Source organism: Prauserella sp. PE36, from assembly GCF_003311655.1.
Classification (GTDB): Bacteria; Actinomycetota; Actinomycetes; order Mycobacteriales; family Pseudonocardiaceae; genus Prauserella_A; species Prauserella_A endophytica.
In genome coordinates this window covers 36738-49835 of record NZ_QEQT01000027.1, presented here as the reverse complement: position 1 = coordinate 49835, position 13098 = coordinate 36738, and the positions used below count along the sequence as shown (strand labels likewise).

Annotated in this window: 10 protein-coding genes; 4 read left to right on the top strand and 6 right to left on the bottom strand. The window is 70.4% G+C overall.

The window, feature by feature from the left end:
• Nucleotides 1–64: 64 nt before the first annotated feature.
• Together DI005_RS00995 and DI005_RS00990 are read left to right on the top strand one after the other, a co-directional pair.
• Nucleotides 65–1855 carry a thiamine pyrophosphate-requiring protein gene (locus tag DI005_RS00995; protein WP_113641002.1) on the top strand — a complete coding sequence of 597 codons (1791 nt, stop codon included), beginning with the start codon at nucleotides 65–67 and terminating at the stop codon, nucleotides 1853–1855.
• A gap of 189 nt (nucleotides 1856–2044) precedes the next feature.
• The gene (locus DI005_RS00990; protein ID WP_113641001.1) at nucleotides 2045–2848 is read left to right on the top strand and encodes an SAM-dependent methyltransferase; all 804 of its coding nucleotides are present in this window, start codon (nucleotides 2045–2047) and stop codon (nucleotides 2846–2848) included.
• 10 nt (nucleotides 2849–2858) lie between these two features.
• Here the strand turns inward: DI005_RS00990 and DI005_RS00985 are convergent, their stop codons facing one another.
• From DI005_RS00985 to DI005_RS00965, 5 genes are all read right to left on the bottom strand, one after another.
• Nucleotides 2859–3779 (bottom strand): UbiA family prenyltransferase, encoded by a 921-nt coding sequence (locus DI005_RS00985; RefSeq protein WP_158559770.1) that lies wholly within the window; start codon nucleotides 3777–3779, stop codon nucleotides 2859–2861.
• Nucleotides 3767–5002 (bottom strand): cytochrome P450, encoded by a 1236-nt coding sequence (locus DI005_RS00980; protein WP_113640999.1) that lies wholly within the window; start codon nucleotides 5000–5002, stop codon nucleotides 3767–3769. Before DI005_RS00980 ends, DI005_RS00985 begins: the two co-directional genes overlap by 13 nt.
• Nucleotides 4996–6564, bottom strand: coding sequence for a prenyltransferase/squalene oxidase repeat-containing protein (locus DI005_RS00975; protein ID WP_113640998.1), 1569 nt, complete (start codon nucleotides 6562–6564; stop codon nucleotides 4996–4998). The genes DI005_RS00980 and DI005_RS00975 overlap by 7 nt, the downstream gene beginning before the upstream one ends.
• A 126-nt stretch (nucleotides 6565–6690) precedes the next feature.
• Complete coding sequence (locus DI005_RS00970; protein WP_113640997.1) at nucleotides 6691–8715, bottom strand: neutral/alkaline ceramidase; 2025 nt, start codon at nucleotides 8713–8715, stop codon at nucleotides 6691–6693.
• Nucleotides 8712–9893, bottom strand: coding sequence for a YncE family protein (locus DI005_RS00965; protein WP_113640996.1), 1182 nt, complete (start codon nucleotides 9891–9893; stop codon nucleotides 8712–8714). Before DI005_RS00965 ends, DI005_RS00970 begins: the two co-directional genes overlap by 4 nt.
• Before the next feature lie 88 nt (nucleotides 9894–9981).
• Between DI005_RS00965 and DI005_RS00960 the strand changes: the two genes are divergently transcribed.
• Both DI005_RS00960 and DI005_RS00955 read left to right on the top strand, forming a co-directional pair.
• Complete coding sequence (locus tag DI005_RS00960; protein WP_113640995.1) at nucleotides 9982–10818, top strand: AraC family transcriptional regulator; 837 nt, start codon at nucleotides 9982–9984, stop codon at nucleotides 10816–10818.
• A gap of 5 nt (nucleotides 10819–10823) precedes the next feature.
• A complete protein-coding gene (locus tag DI005_RS00955) occupies nucleotides 10824–12215 on the top strand; it encodes an aminotransferase class V-fold PLP-dependent enzyme (protein ID WP_113641025.1) in 1392 nt (463 codons plus the stop codon).
• Here DI005_RS00955 and DI005_RS00950 read toward each other — a convergent pair.
• On the bottom strand, nucleotides 12178–13008 hold the full coding sequence (locus DI005_RS00950; RefSeq protein ID WP_113640994.1) for an alpha/beta fold hydrolase: 831 nt from the start codon (nucleotides 13006–13008) through the stop codon (nucleotides 12178–12180). The genes DI005_RS00955 and DI005_RS00950 overlap by 38 nt on opposite strands.
• Nucleotides 13009–13098 lie beyond the last annotated feature (90 nt).

Here is a 13098-nt window from a genome sequence, read left to right as displayed (position 1 = left end):
ACGGGTTGGACCGGCCTTGTTCGGGTAGCCACTGGCGGACGGTGACGGCGAGCGAGGAGGCGACATGGCCGAGACGGTCGGTGACCAGGTGGTGCGGCGCTTGCGGGAGTGGGGAGTCGAGCACGTGTTCGGCTACCCGGGCGACGGCATCAACGGGATCGTCACCGCTTTCGGCAAGGCGGACAACCAGCCGCGGTTCGTGCAGTCGAGGCACGAGGAGATGTCGGCGTTCCAGGCCGTCGGCTACGCCAAGTTCAGCGGTGAGGTCGGCGTGTGCCTCGCGACGTCGGGGCCGGGCGCCATCCACCTGCTCAACGGGCTCTACGACGCCAAGCTCGACCACGTGCCCGTGGTCGCGCTCGTGGGGCAGACGGCGCGCACCGCGATGGGCGGTAGCTACCAGCAGGAGGTGGACCTGCAGGCCCTCTACAAGGACGTCGCCGCGGCCTACCTCGTGGAGGTCAACGTCGCCGAGCAGCTGCCGAACGCGCTCGACCGGGCGTTCCGCACCGCGCGGGCGCGGCAGGCGCCCACCGCCGTGATCATCCCGGCCGACCTGCAGGAGCAGGACTACAGCCCGCCGCAGCACGCGTTCAAGCAGGTGCCCTCCAGCCCGCCCAGCTCGCCGCACGCGGTGCTGGTGCCGCCCGAGGACGAGCTGGCCCGCGCCGCCGAGGTGCTCAACGCGGGGGAGAAGGTGGCGATCCTCGTCGGCCAGGGCGCACGCAACGCCGCCGACGAGGTCAAGCACGTCGCGGAGCTGACGGGCGCCGGGGTGGCGAAGGCGTTGCTGGGCAAGGACGTTCTCCCCGACGACCTGCCGTATGTCACCGGCTCGATCGGCCTGCTCGGCACGCGGCCGACGTACGAGCTGATGCAGGAGTGCGACACGCTGCTGATCGTCGGCTCCAACATGCCGTACAGCCAGTTCCTGCCCGAGTTCGGCCAGGCGAGGGCGGTGCAGATCGACGTGGACGCCAGCGTGATCGGCATGCGCTACCCGACCGAGGCGAACCTCGTCGGCGAGGCGAAGGGCACGCTGCGCGCGCTGATCCCCTTGCTGGAGGCCAAGGACGACCGGTCGTGGCGGCGGGACATCGAGCGGAACGTGGCCGCGTGGTGGGAGACGATGGAGCAGCAGGCGATGCTCGAGGCGCGGCCGGTCAACCCGCAGCGGGTGGTGCACGAGCTGTCCGCGCGGATCCCCGAGGACGCGATCGTCACGGCCGACTCCGGCTCGTCGACCAACTGGTACGCCCGCAACCTGCGCATCCGAGGCCGCATGCGGGCCTCGCTCTCCGGCACGCTGGCCACGATGGGTCCCGGCGTGCCGTACGCGATCGGAGCGAAGTTCGCGCACCCGGAACGTCCCGTGGTCGCGCTCGTCGGCGACGGCGCGATGCAGATGAACGGCATGGCGGAGCTGATCACCATCGCCAGGTACCGCGAGCTGTGGTCGGACCCGAGGCTCGTGGTGTGCGTGTTCCACAACGACGACCTCAACCAGGTCACGTGGGAGCTGCGGGCCATGGGCGGCGCGCCGAAGTTCGAGGAGTCACAGTCGCTGCCGGACGTCTCCTACGCCGGTTTCGCGCGCAGCCTCGGTTTCGAGGGCATCGCGGTGGATGATCCGGGCGAGCTCGGCCCGGCCTGGGACCGGGCACTCTCCGCGGACGGTCCGGTGGTGCTGGACGTACGGTGCGACCCCGAGGTGCCGCCGATCCCGCCGCACGCGACGTTCGAGCAGATGAAGTCGACGGCGGAGGCGCTGCTGAAGGGCGACCCCAACGCCTGGCACGTCCTGGTGCAGGGAGCCAAGACGAAGATGCAGGAGTTCGTCCCTGGCAGGCGCTGAGCGACGCACGGTGCCGCGCTGTAGCGCGCTGCTTTTCCTTGCCCAGCAAGCGAAAATCGACTCTCTCGGGGACGATTTCGGCATCGGCCCGGCCCCCGTTGGACGGCCGATCGCAGTAGAATCTGGTGCCCTGCACGGCGGAAGATCACGAGGATCGACCGGGCGTTGTCCCGAGGAGGCGTACTCAGAGTGGCACTCCCCGTCCACCCTGCTGGCCAGCATGAGGCTGACCAGCCGAGCATCGCGCGTGTGAATGACTGCTGGTTGGAGGGCTCGCACCACTCCGACCTGGACCGCGAGTACGCGAACCACATCGCGCTTTGCGCCCCGCACGTTCCGTATCTGGTGCGCGAATCCCGTCAATTGCTGCGCAGGATGGTCGAGTTCCTGGTCGGACAGGGCGTACGACAATTCTTGGACCTCGGAAGCGGCATCCCGACGCAGGGTCATGTCCACGAGGTCGCGCAGCAGATCGACCCGGCTTGCCGGGTGTTGTACGTAGACAACGATCCGCGGGTCGCCTCGGACGGTGCGGCCGTGGTGGCCGGCACTCCGGGGGTCGCATTCGTCGGCGCCGACATTCGCAGGCCGAAGGAGGTGCTCGACACGCAAGAGGCTCGCGAGTTGTTCGACCTGAGCCGGCCGGTCGGAGTCCTCCTGATCGAGACCCTCTTGTACCTGCGAGATGAGGACGATCCCGCGGCCGTCGTCAAGGCGTACGTCGACTCCGTCAGCTCGGGCAGTTACGTCGGTATCGTGCACTTCAGTCAGAACGCCGAGCTGGAGGAGGGCCTGGGGCTGTTCAGCCGGATGTTCGGAGCACCACCTCTGGTCACGCTCCGTGACAGGGAACTCCTCGTCGACTTCTTCACCGGGTTGGAGCTGGTGGAGCCCGGTATCGCGCCGGTTCCGCTGTGGAGGCCGGAGGACGACAACCCAGTCCGCAACCCGGAGACCGTGCAGGTACACGCGGGTCTCGGTCGCAAGCCCTGAACCGACCGGGTCAGGTGTTCGACAGCGCCGTTGCCACCATCGCCAACTCGCCGATCGCCACGAGCGGCAACGTGCGCTTGAGCATCCGGCGCGCACTGGGTACTAGCTCCTCCGACCTGCGGCCGGCCAGCGTGACGACGCTGTGCAGAAACACCGCGTGAGCTGCGGTGGGGAGCAGTGCCCATAGGGGCCCGTAACGCCACCAGAGCCCGGCGACCACCAGGGCAAGCCCGCATGCCAGCACGAGGCAACACACGCCGATCGTCCGACGGAGCCCGTATCGCACGGCGGGTGCGGCGATCCCGCTCGCTGTGTCGGCCGCTTGGTCTGGCAATGACCACCACACCGTGCGGCCGACAGACAGCAGTCCCATTCCCGCGACGACCAGCCAGACCGGCCCCTCGATCGTCGCTGATACCGCGCCGTGGGAGATCAGGAAAGGTAATCCCACCGAGGCGATGCCAAAAGCGGCCGGTCCGGCGAATCCTCGCCGTTTCAAGCGGACCGGCTCGACGTTGTAAGCCACCTGTAAGGCGACGAGCAGCATCCCGGCGACTGCGGCGAGCCATGATCCACTCAGCAATGAGACCGCGATGGACAACGCAAGACCTGTGGTCATCTCTGCGATGGACCAACGCAGAGCGCGTCGGCGGCCGAAGCCCGTGGCTGCGTCCGCCAGGTAGCCCTTTTCCCGATGCCGCTCATCGGTACGCATGTCGACAGCGACATTGAGGGCCAGCGGTCCCACGATCAGCAGGAGATTCGCGAGGACCGCGAGGATCACGGTGCCATGGGCCAGCTGTCCGGTGTCTGTGACCGCAAAGCACGCGCCGAGCGCGGCGTAGCACAGGTAGGTGAGCGGCAGGACGTATTCGAGCCGGTGGATGGTGACGACGTCGCGCCAGGCGGGTGGCGTCGTCAGTCGTGGCACGCCGTCACCTCCATGCGCAGCCGGCCTGACGGGGCCATGGCGTGCCCCCGCACTGTCGGGACTCCGGCGCTCGGGTTGACGCAGCGCAGGACGCGGCGGCGCAGGAGCGTTGCCGTGATGATCCGGACCTCCAGCTGGCCGAGCTGACTGCCGAGGCAGTGCCTCGATCCGCCGCCGAAGGGCAGATACCGCTGGGGTAGCGGCCGGGTGCCAAGGAAGCGGCCGGGATCGAACCGCTGTGGCGCGGGGAAGTAGTCCGGCTGCCTGTGAGCCAGGTAGATGCTCGGCGACACCACGCTGCCCCGGGGCAGCGTGCGGCCGAGCAGCTCCGTGGCCTCGGGCAGGGTACGGTTGCCCGCCGCCGGTACGGGCGGCGTAATGCGCAGCGATTCCTGCACGGTCGCCTGGAGCAGGGGCACCGCCTTCGCATCCGCACCACTGTCCGTTGTGGAGGAGAGTTCGGTCAGCACGTCATGGCGGAGCCGGTCGTGCCGGTCGAGCCAGTACAACGTCCACGCTGTCGCCGATGCCGTGGTCTCGTGCCCGGCGAAGAGCAGCGAAACGATCTGATCCCGCAACTCGTCGTCGTCGATCGCCCCGAGCGGGTTTCCCGGCGCCACCAGGAGGGAGGCCAAGGCGGGCGGTGCCGTTGCCCGTGCGCTGCGGACCAGCTCGCGATCCAGCCAGGCTTCTGAGCGGGGCAGGCCTCCCTTGAATGCCCGGTACAGCAACGAGCGGTACGGCGAGCCGAGCGCTCGGTCGAGCCAAGTTGTGAACGCGTCCAGCACACCGTTTTCGACGTTCCCCAACAGGATCCGGCCCGCGATGTCGAGCGTCACGCGACGCGTCCATTCGGGTAGCGCGAATACGGTGCCCGGTGTCAGCTCCGTGACCGCGCGGTCCGCGGCCTCCTCGATGAGCGAGTGGTAGTCGCCAAGCCTGCGCGCGCCGAGCTGCGGCCCGAGGAGCCGCCGGTAGGCCTCGTAGCGGGGGCCGTCCAGCCACAGCAACGACTTCGGTCCGAGTACCGGGCGCATCGATCTGCTTCCCGGATGGTCGAGCCGGTGGTCGGAGCGGAAGATCCATTCGAGCGCGTCCGGTTGCCATACCAGGAGCTTCAGCGCGGGCTTCGTCGTCAGCTGGACGTAGCCTTCCGGCGCATCGGCCCGGGCATCGAGAAACGGAAGCGTGCGTAACGCCAGCGCGAGTTCCCGCCTCAGCATGCTCCGGCTCGCTCGAGTACCGCGGGCATCAACGAGGTGACACGGACGTCGTTGTGTGCCAGGTAGAGCGCCGCGATGATCTCGACCTCCACGATCCGCAGCGGTGTGTACAGGTCCTTGTCATGCCATAGCGGGGGGTGAGTGGTGTCGCCGTCGGTGGTGAGCAGGTGGGCGGCGCCCCTCGCCGCGGCGCGGACCGTGGCTTCGGTGGTCGGGACTCCTTGGTGCAGCAGGGTTTTCACCGCGTAGGCGGTCTCCTCGCGCGTGCCGTTCCAGCGTCCCCACGAGCCGTCCTTCCGCTGCGTCGCGAGCAGCCAGTCGACGGCGCGGCGCACGGCCTTGTTCCCGTCAGCGCCGCCGTACTCGGCGAGCGCCGTCGCGCAGCACGCCGTGGCGTAGAACGGAGACGCGTGCCATTTGTCGTGCCAGCCGCCGTCGGCGTCCTGCCGCTCGCCCAGCCAGCGCGTGAGCGTCTTCGCCGCGGCGACGTAGCGCTCGCGGTCGGGCAGGTCGAGACCCAGCGAGGCGCCGATCGCTTGCAGCACGTGGGCGTTCGCGCTCGTCGACGGCGTGCGCTCCTCCGGGAAGCACCGGAAGTGGTCGTCCGCCTCGTAGTGCCACAGGCTTTCCGGCGACCGCGGGCTACCCAGCAGGGCCAGCGCGTAGAGCGCGGTGGCGGTGTCGTCGACGTCGGGCGGAAGCCCGTCGCCGCCCGCCGCTCCCTCCGGCGAGAACGCGGCGTGCAGGCCGTCCACGAGCTCGCGGGGGACCCGGACGTCGAGACCCGCGGAGACGAGCGTGGACAGTACCCAGGAGCGCTCGAAGAGGGCCAGCGGCGCGGCCACGGGAACGCCGCCGCCCGGCTCCTGCACCGCGCGCAGGTACCGCACGCACGGGTTCCGCTCGTCGCGCACCGCCTCGTCCCCGAGCCACACCGCCGTGGCGGCGGGGGAGCAGCCAACGACCCTGCCGTGCACCGGTTTCACGAACGGCGCGCTCTGCGCGGGCGCGCCGACGATCTCCAAGGAGTGCAACAGCTTCTCCGGCAGCGGATGTCCCTGCGAGACGGCCGTACGCAGCTGTGCCAGCAAGTCGGCGTAGGTGCCCTTCGGCGATGTCAGTGGTGGGCGGCCGAGGCGTTCGAGGTGAGCGTTGATGTCGTCGACGAGGCCGGGCACCATCAGCTCGATCGCGACCGTGTCGGGCAGAAGGGTGTTAAGACGCAACCGATCGGCGAGCGCACGTACTCCACGTTCGGCCGCCCTCGCGACCTCGGGGTGAGCGCCGGGTCGGGATGTCTCCGTCAGCAACGCGTGGGTCGCGCTCAACGTGGGCACGATGTCGTAGTCACCGGGCCCGCCCCAGCGGCCGTCGCCGTGCTGTTCCCGCAGGAGGAACCCGACCCGTTCCGCGTGTCCCGGAAGGGAAGGGGTGAGCGCCACGATTCTGCCCGTCTCGTAGACGGACGGCGAGAACCGGCCCCATGGATCGGCGGCCATGTCGGCCACCAGTGCTGTCACCGTCTCGTTCGCGTTCGCCAGCCAGGAACCGCGTGAACTCATGGGCACTCCTCGACGGTCAGCGCAGTTGAGTTGTCGGGCCAGCCGGTAACCGGTTGAAAACTCAAAGTAGCATTTCGCACCGAGGTGTCACACCGCTGTGCTCCGAACGGAGCAGTGTGGTGTTGGTCAACCGCGGACACTGAACTGGTTGGACGCACCGGTGAAACTCCTGACTCCACCGAGCAGGTTCCGGGCCTCCCCGTGGTAGCGAATCCGGTACGTGCCCTCGCTGCCAGGGGGAACCTTCCAGCCGATTGTGACGTGTGAGGCCGCGACGCCGCGCCGGGCCCAGCGCAGGGTCGTGCTCCAGTCGCCGTCGTCGGCCACCCGTATCCAGCGGTTTCCGTTCCACCGCTGGACTTCCAGGTAGGTGCCACCGCGGTGCAGGTCGTTGCCGGGATGCGCGCCCGCGAACACCACTTCGGCGCGCTCGCCGGGGGAGTACGACGGCCGGGGCTGGGTGAGCACGTCACCGAACCGCCTGCCCAGCGGCGGTGCGTCGGCGACGATGGGCGGCTGCAGGGAAATCCGCCGTCCCGAGAGGTCGGCGGGTGCGGGGCCGGACGGCGCGGGCCTGCCGTCGCGCATCGCCTCCGCGAGCCCCGCGGCGGTCTGCTGCAAAGCGGGCAGCTGCCAGCGGCCGAACAGCGTGCTGCCGCCCTCGTAGTGCTGCGCGTCGTACTCCTCCGGCGTGGTGACGTAGTGGAAGTAGGCGTTGCTGTACCCCGCGACGAGCACGTCGCGCACGTCGGCGCCGACGATGTCGGCGACGGTCCTGCGCAGCCGCAGCCCGGCCGCGATGGTGACCTCGCCGGGCACGCCGATCAGGTACAGCCCGCCGACGCGCACCAGCTGCACCGGAACCGTCTCCTGCACCCACGGGTACACCGCGTTCATCGCGCCGATCGGCACCGCGATGCCCTTGGGCGCCTGGCACTGCCTCAGCTCGGGGGATGCGGTGTAGAGCACCGAGTGCGACACCGTGTCCCACAACGGGTTCTCGCCCTCGGCGAAGAGCGGGAAGGCGGGGCCGTCCTCGGTGCTTCCCGCCGCCATCGCCGCGCCGACCGCGGGATCGCACGTGCGATGGTGCTTCCCGTCGCCGGTGAACTCGGGCCGCACGTCCACATCGGACATGTCGACGTAGACCAGCCGGGAGTCGACGCCTCCGGTCAGCGCGGCGCCGTCCCGGGTGAGCTGCCTGGCCGCGGCCTCGTACTGCCGCTGCCCGATCTCCTCGGTGCGCGCGAAGTCCTCCGGCGTGGTGGGTGGCGCGAGGTCCAGGTTCGGCGACATGTCACCGGCGTTGGTCTGCGCGAACGCCGACACGAAGTCCGGCGGCGTGTCCGCGAGGTAGTCGACGTGCTCGACCTCGCGTTCCCAGTGGTAGGCCGCGTAGCCCTTGTTGTCGGCGCTGATCAGCCGGTTGTCGCCGGACATGCTGGTGTTGTGCGTGGCGAACCAGTTGACGGCGCCGACCACACGCCCGTCGCGCTCGATGCGCAACAGCGACGTCTGCGGGTCGACCGCGGCTGGAAAGAACTCCCTGTCCTCGGCGGGGTTGCGGTCGAACGCCGCGCGGGAACGGTTCACGCTCGCGTCGGTGAGCTCGGAGTGGGTGAGCGTGAGCGACGCGGGCGCCAGGTCGGCGTGCGCGCGTTCCACCGACTCCACGATTCCTTCGGTGATGGCGTTGAACGTCTTCTCGTGGAAGCCCAGCGTGGTGAGGTTGTAGAGCAGGTGGTGGGAGTAGCCACCGGGGCCCGCGTGGGTGTGCGTGCCGGTGAGCAGAACGTTCTGTTCGGTGTAGAGGTCGCCGTAGCGCTCGGCGAGCCTGCGCAGCACCGCCTGGTGCACGCTGTCGAAGATCATCGGCGAGTCCACGACCACGAGCACCACGCGCTCGCCGGTCGCGGGGTCGGCGACCACGAACGCCCGCGAGCGCAGCCGGTTGTGCAGGCCCTCGGCCTGCTGGTCGGTGCGGCCGTAGCCCATCATGCCGACCTCGGCGATCTCGCCGGTGGCGTCGGCGATCCCGCGCCCGACGAGGTACGGCTCGGCGGGCGCGGGGGACGCCGCGGGTGCGGTCGTGGGCGCGGCGACGAGGCACGCGCCGGTGAGCAGCGCGGCAGCGAGCGCGCGGGCCCTCACGGGGTCAGCACGTCGGCGGGAACGGAGTAGCCGCGCACGCGCTGCGGGTGGTCGCCCACCGGGATACGGGCGACCTCGCGGGGGTTGTCGAACGACACCACCGAGATGTCGTCACTGTCGCTGTTGGACAGGAAGCAGTGCCGTCCGTCGGGCGAGGTGGCCGCCCAGTACGGCTTCTTGCCGGTCGGCACGATCGCGTCCACGGTCAGCGCGGGCACCGAGAGGATCGCCGCGTAGTCGGAGATCGTGCCGGCGTCGCAGATCTTGGTGTGGTCGTTGTTCGTCGAAAGGCCGTGGTGCGCGGAGTCCAGCGGGTACTCGTCGCGCCGCAGCTGTTTCGCCTCCTCCGACAGCGGAAGGTGCACGGTACGGGTGGTGCGTTCCTCCTCGAGGTCGTACTCGATGAACCCGTTGTGGAACGACAGCTGCGCGTACATCGTGCGCTGATCCGGCAGCACGACGAACGGGCGGATGCCGACGCCGAAGTCGATGACCTTGCGCACCTCGAGCGTCTTCGCGTCGGCGATCGTGAGCCAGCGCCTGCCCTTGGCGGCGTCGAGCAGCGGGGCGTCGGGAGCGACGACATTGCCGATCGTCGCGTTGTAGATCGTGCTGCCGTCCTCGGAGAACCGGTTCTCGTGCGGGAAGTCGCCGCTCGCGATGCGGCCGGTGATCGCGCCCGTGGCGGTGTCGACGGTGTTGACGACGTTGGCGGTGGTCGCCGAGACCAGCAGGGTGCGCCCGTCGGGCGAGAGCGCCATGTGGTCGGAGCGGTAGCCGTCGACGCGGGTGAACCACAGCTGCCTGCCGGTGGCCACGTCGAACGCCGACACGTCGCCGAGGCTGGGCCGCGACACGTACATCGTCCTGCCGTCGGGGGAGACCATGATGTCGTCGACGAGCTGGTCGTGGCCCTCGCCCGCGGTCTGTCTGATGACGAGCATCGCGACGAGCCGGTCGGGCGTCATCTCCCGCTTGCGCTGCTCGAAGTCGGGCACGACGTCGATTCGCTGGTACTTCTCGAAGGTCCGGGCGTCCACCAGGTCGACGGTGCCGTCCCAGTTGTTGCCGACGAACATCACGTCCCGTGCTGGCGCGGCGTGTGCCGCCGGAGCGAGCGTCACGGCCAGCAGAGCCGCCGCCACGAGTGAACCGAGCCGTACCCACCGCTTGGCCATAACGTACCTACCCCGTAGTAGATATGAAGGTGATTCACGATTGTGCGGGCTCCGGACGACGAGCGCAACCCGGACGTAGGGTCGCGGGGTGGGCAGTGGTGACGACGCACGGTACTGGCGGCATCCCGGCGTGGCCGGAGTGGACCTGCTCCGCGCGCGGTTCGTGCGGCACGCCTTCGCCCGGCACAGCCACGAGACGTTCGCGATCGGCGTCGTCGAGTCGGGAGCCGAGGAGCTGCGCATCGGCTCGGCCGTCGAGCGGGTCACCTCGGGCGGCACGGTGCTGCTCAACCCCGAGGTCGTGCACACCGGAGCGCCCGCCCACGCCGACGGCTGGACCTACCGCGTGCTGTACCTGCCGGTGGCCGAGCTGGTCTCGTTCACCGGCATCCGCGGCACGCCGGCGTTCACGGAACAGCTCACCTACGACCGCGACACGGCGGCCGCCGTGCTCGCCGCACACCGGGCCGCGGAGTCGCCGGACCGGCTCGCGGCGGGCACCCTGCTCGACCTGCTGCTCGCCCGGCTCTGGCACGCCCACGGCAGCCGGACTCCCACCGCCTCCCCGCGAGCCGGCCGCCGGGACGCCGAACTCGTCAGGCAGGTGCTGCTGGAGCGGATGGCCGGCCCGCCGCCGTTGGCGGAGCTGGCCGCCGAGTTCGGCACCAGCCGGTTCGCGCTGCAGCGCGCGTTCCGGGCCCGTTTCGGGCTGCCGCCGCACGCCTACCTGAACCAGCACCGTGTCCGCACCGCGCGGAGCCTGCTCGCGCGCGGTGTCCCGCCCGCCGAGGTGGCCGTGACGGTCGGCTTCGTGGACCAGGCCCACCTTTCCCGGCACTTCACCCGGATCGTCGGCGTCCCGCCCGGCGCCTACGCGCGGGCGCACGAACGTACAAGCAGGGGGCGAAGGTCCCGCCTAGCGTGAAGCCCATGGATCCCTCCCGCGAGGACGTCGCCGCGATGATGGCGGCGGCAACATCGTTCGTCACCGAGTTCCTTGACGGGCTGCCGCACGCGCCCGCGTCCCACGTGACCGATGGGGACGTGCCCGCGTTGCTGGAACCTCCCGCGGAGCGGCCAGGCGAGCTGGGCGAGTTGCTCGCGACGTTCCGGGACGCGGCCGCGCACGCGGTCGAGACCGCGGGACCCGGCTACCTCGCCTACTTCCCCGCCGGCGGCCTGTTCAGCTCCGCGCTCGCCGAGCTGCTCGCGAACACCGTCAACCGCTACACCGGCGTCAGCTCGACGGCGCCCGCGCTCGTGGCGATGGAACAGGGCGTGCTGCGCTGGCTGTGCGCGGAGTTCGGCCTCCCCGATGGCTCCGGCGGCATCGTCACCACCGGGGCGTCGATGGCGACCCTGTCGGCGCTCGTCGCCGCCCGCGAGCGGGTGCTCGGCGGACCCTTGCCCGCAGGGACGATCTACGTCACCGAGCACACCCACCACTGCGTCGCCAAGGCGGCGCACCTGGCCGGGTTCACGCCTGAACAGCTGCGCACGGTGCCCACTTCGGACGGGCTGCGCATGGACCCCTCCGCCGCGGCGGAGGCGATCACGCGGGACCGCGCCGAGGGCCACGTGCCGTTCCTGCTCGTCGGCACGGCGGGGTCCACGAGCACGGGCACGATCGACCCGCTCGGCGCGCTCGCGGAGGTGGCCCTGCGGGAAGGGCTGTGGTTCCACGTCGACGCCGCGTACGGCGGCGGCTTCCAGCTCACCGAGCGGGGCCGCGCGAAGCTCGCCGGGATCGAAAGGGCCGACTCGGTGACGCTCGACCCGCACAAGACGATGTTCCTGCCGTACGGCACCGGCGTGCTGCTCGTGCGTGCCGCGAGCGACCTGCGGGCCGCGCACTCCGCCGACGCCGACTACCTGCAGGACCTGCGCCGCGACCCGCTGCTGCCCGACTACGCCGACCTCGGCCCCGAGCTGACGCGCGAGTTCCGCGGCCTGCGGCTGTGGCTGCCGCTGCACCTGCACGGCGTCGCCGCGTTCCGCTCCGCGCTCGACGAGAAGCTCGACCTCGCGGCGTGGGCCCACCGCGAGCTGAGCCGGTTCGCCGAGGTGCCGACGGAGCCCGACCTCACCGTGCTCACCTTCCGGGTCCCCGGCGGTGACGACGCCGCCAACCGCCGAGCACTGGAGCGCATCAACGCGGGGAGACGGATCTTCCTGTCCAGCACCAGGATCGGTGGCCGGTTCACGCCAAGGCTGTGTGTGCTGAGCCTGCGCACGCACCGTCCGCACGTCGAGGAGGCGGTGCGCATCGTCCGCGACGCCGTGGTCAGCGCCTCCCGAGGAACTCCAGCAGCAGCGCCGTGAACGCCTCGGGCACCTCCTCGGGCACCCAGTGGGTCACGTCCTCCAGCATCTGGAACTCGTACGGCCCCGTGACCCACTGCTCGGTGTCGAGCGCGGCCGTCGAGCCAAACGCGACGTCCTCGGTGCCCCACACGTACAGCGCGGGAACGCCGACCTTGCCGATCCGTTCCGCCGGCCTGCCCGCGCGGTACCAGTTCAGCGCGGCCGTGAGCGCGCCCGGCTCGGAGAGCCTGCGGAGGTAGTCCTCGACCCGGTCCCTCGGCACCTTCCACTCGTACATCCGCCGCAGCGCCTCGGCGTTGCCCGCGAGCATGCGCTTCTCGGTGTCGCGGCTGCGCCAGTCGCGCATGTACTGCGAGCGCATGGCCTGGTCCTCGTCGCGCCGCAGCGCGTCGGCGAGCGCACCGGGATGCGGCGTGGCCACGGAGGTGATGCTGCGCAGGCGTTCGGGGTGCTTGTCGGCCGTCCACCACGCGACGGCGCCGCCCCAGTCGTGTCCCACGAGGTCGAACCGGCCCCAGCCGAGCGCGTCGGCGATCGCGACGACGTCGCCGACGAGGTGCTCGATCGCGTATTCGGCGACGTCCTCCGGCCGCACACCGGGGGAGTATCCGCGCTGGTCGGGCGCCACGGCGCGGTAGCCCTCGCGGCCGAGCACGGCCACCTGGTGCTCCCACTGCACAGCCGCCTCGGGAAAGCCGTGCAGCAACAGGACCGGTCGCCCGTCCTCGGGACCCGCGGCGAGCGCGTCGAAGGAACCGGCGGGCGTGGGGATGCTCAGGTACTCGCTCACGGAAGGAGCCTAGCCAGCCGGATTCGGCCCCCTCTATCCGCAGTGAAGGCCACCTTCACTGCGTTGAGCGCAGGCAAGGTGGCCTTCACT

Coding starts and splice junctions, on each gene's coding strand:
- DI005_RS00975 (WP_113640998.1), bottom strand. CDS start 6,564: ATGAGTTCACGCGGTTCCTGGCTGGCGAACGCGAACGAGACGGTGACA.
- DI005_RS00955 (WP_113641025.1), top strand. CDS start 10,824: ATGGATCCCTCCCGCGAGGACGTCGCCGCGATGATGGCGGCGGCAACA.
- DI005_RS00980 (WP_113640999.1), bottom strand. CDS start 5,002: ATGCTGAGGCGGGAACTCGCGCTGGCGTTACGCACGCTTCCGTTTCTC.
- DI005_RS00995 (WP_113641002.1), top strand. CDS start 65: ATGGCCGAGACGGTCGGTGACCAGGTGGTGCGGCGCTTGCGGGAGTGG.
- DI005_RS00965 (WP_113640996.1), bottom strand. CDS start 9,893: ATGGCCAAGCGGTGGGTACGGCTCGGTTCACTCGTGGCGGCGGCTCTG.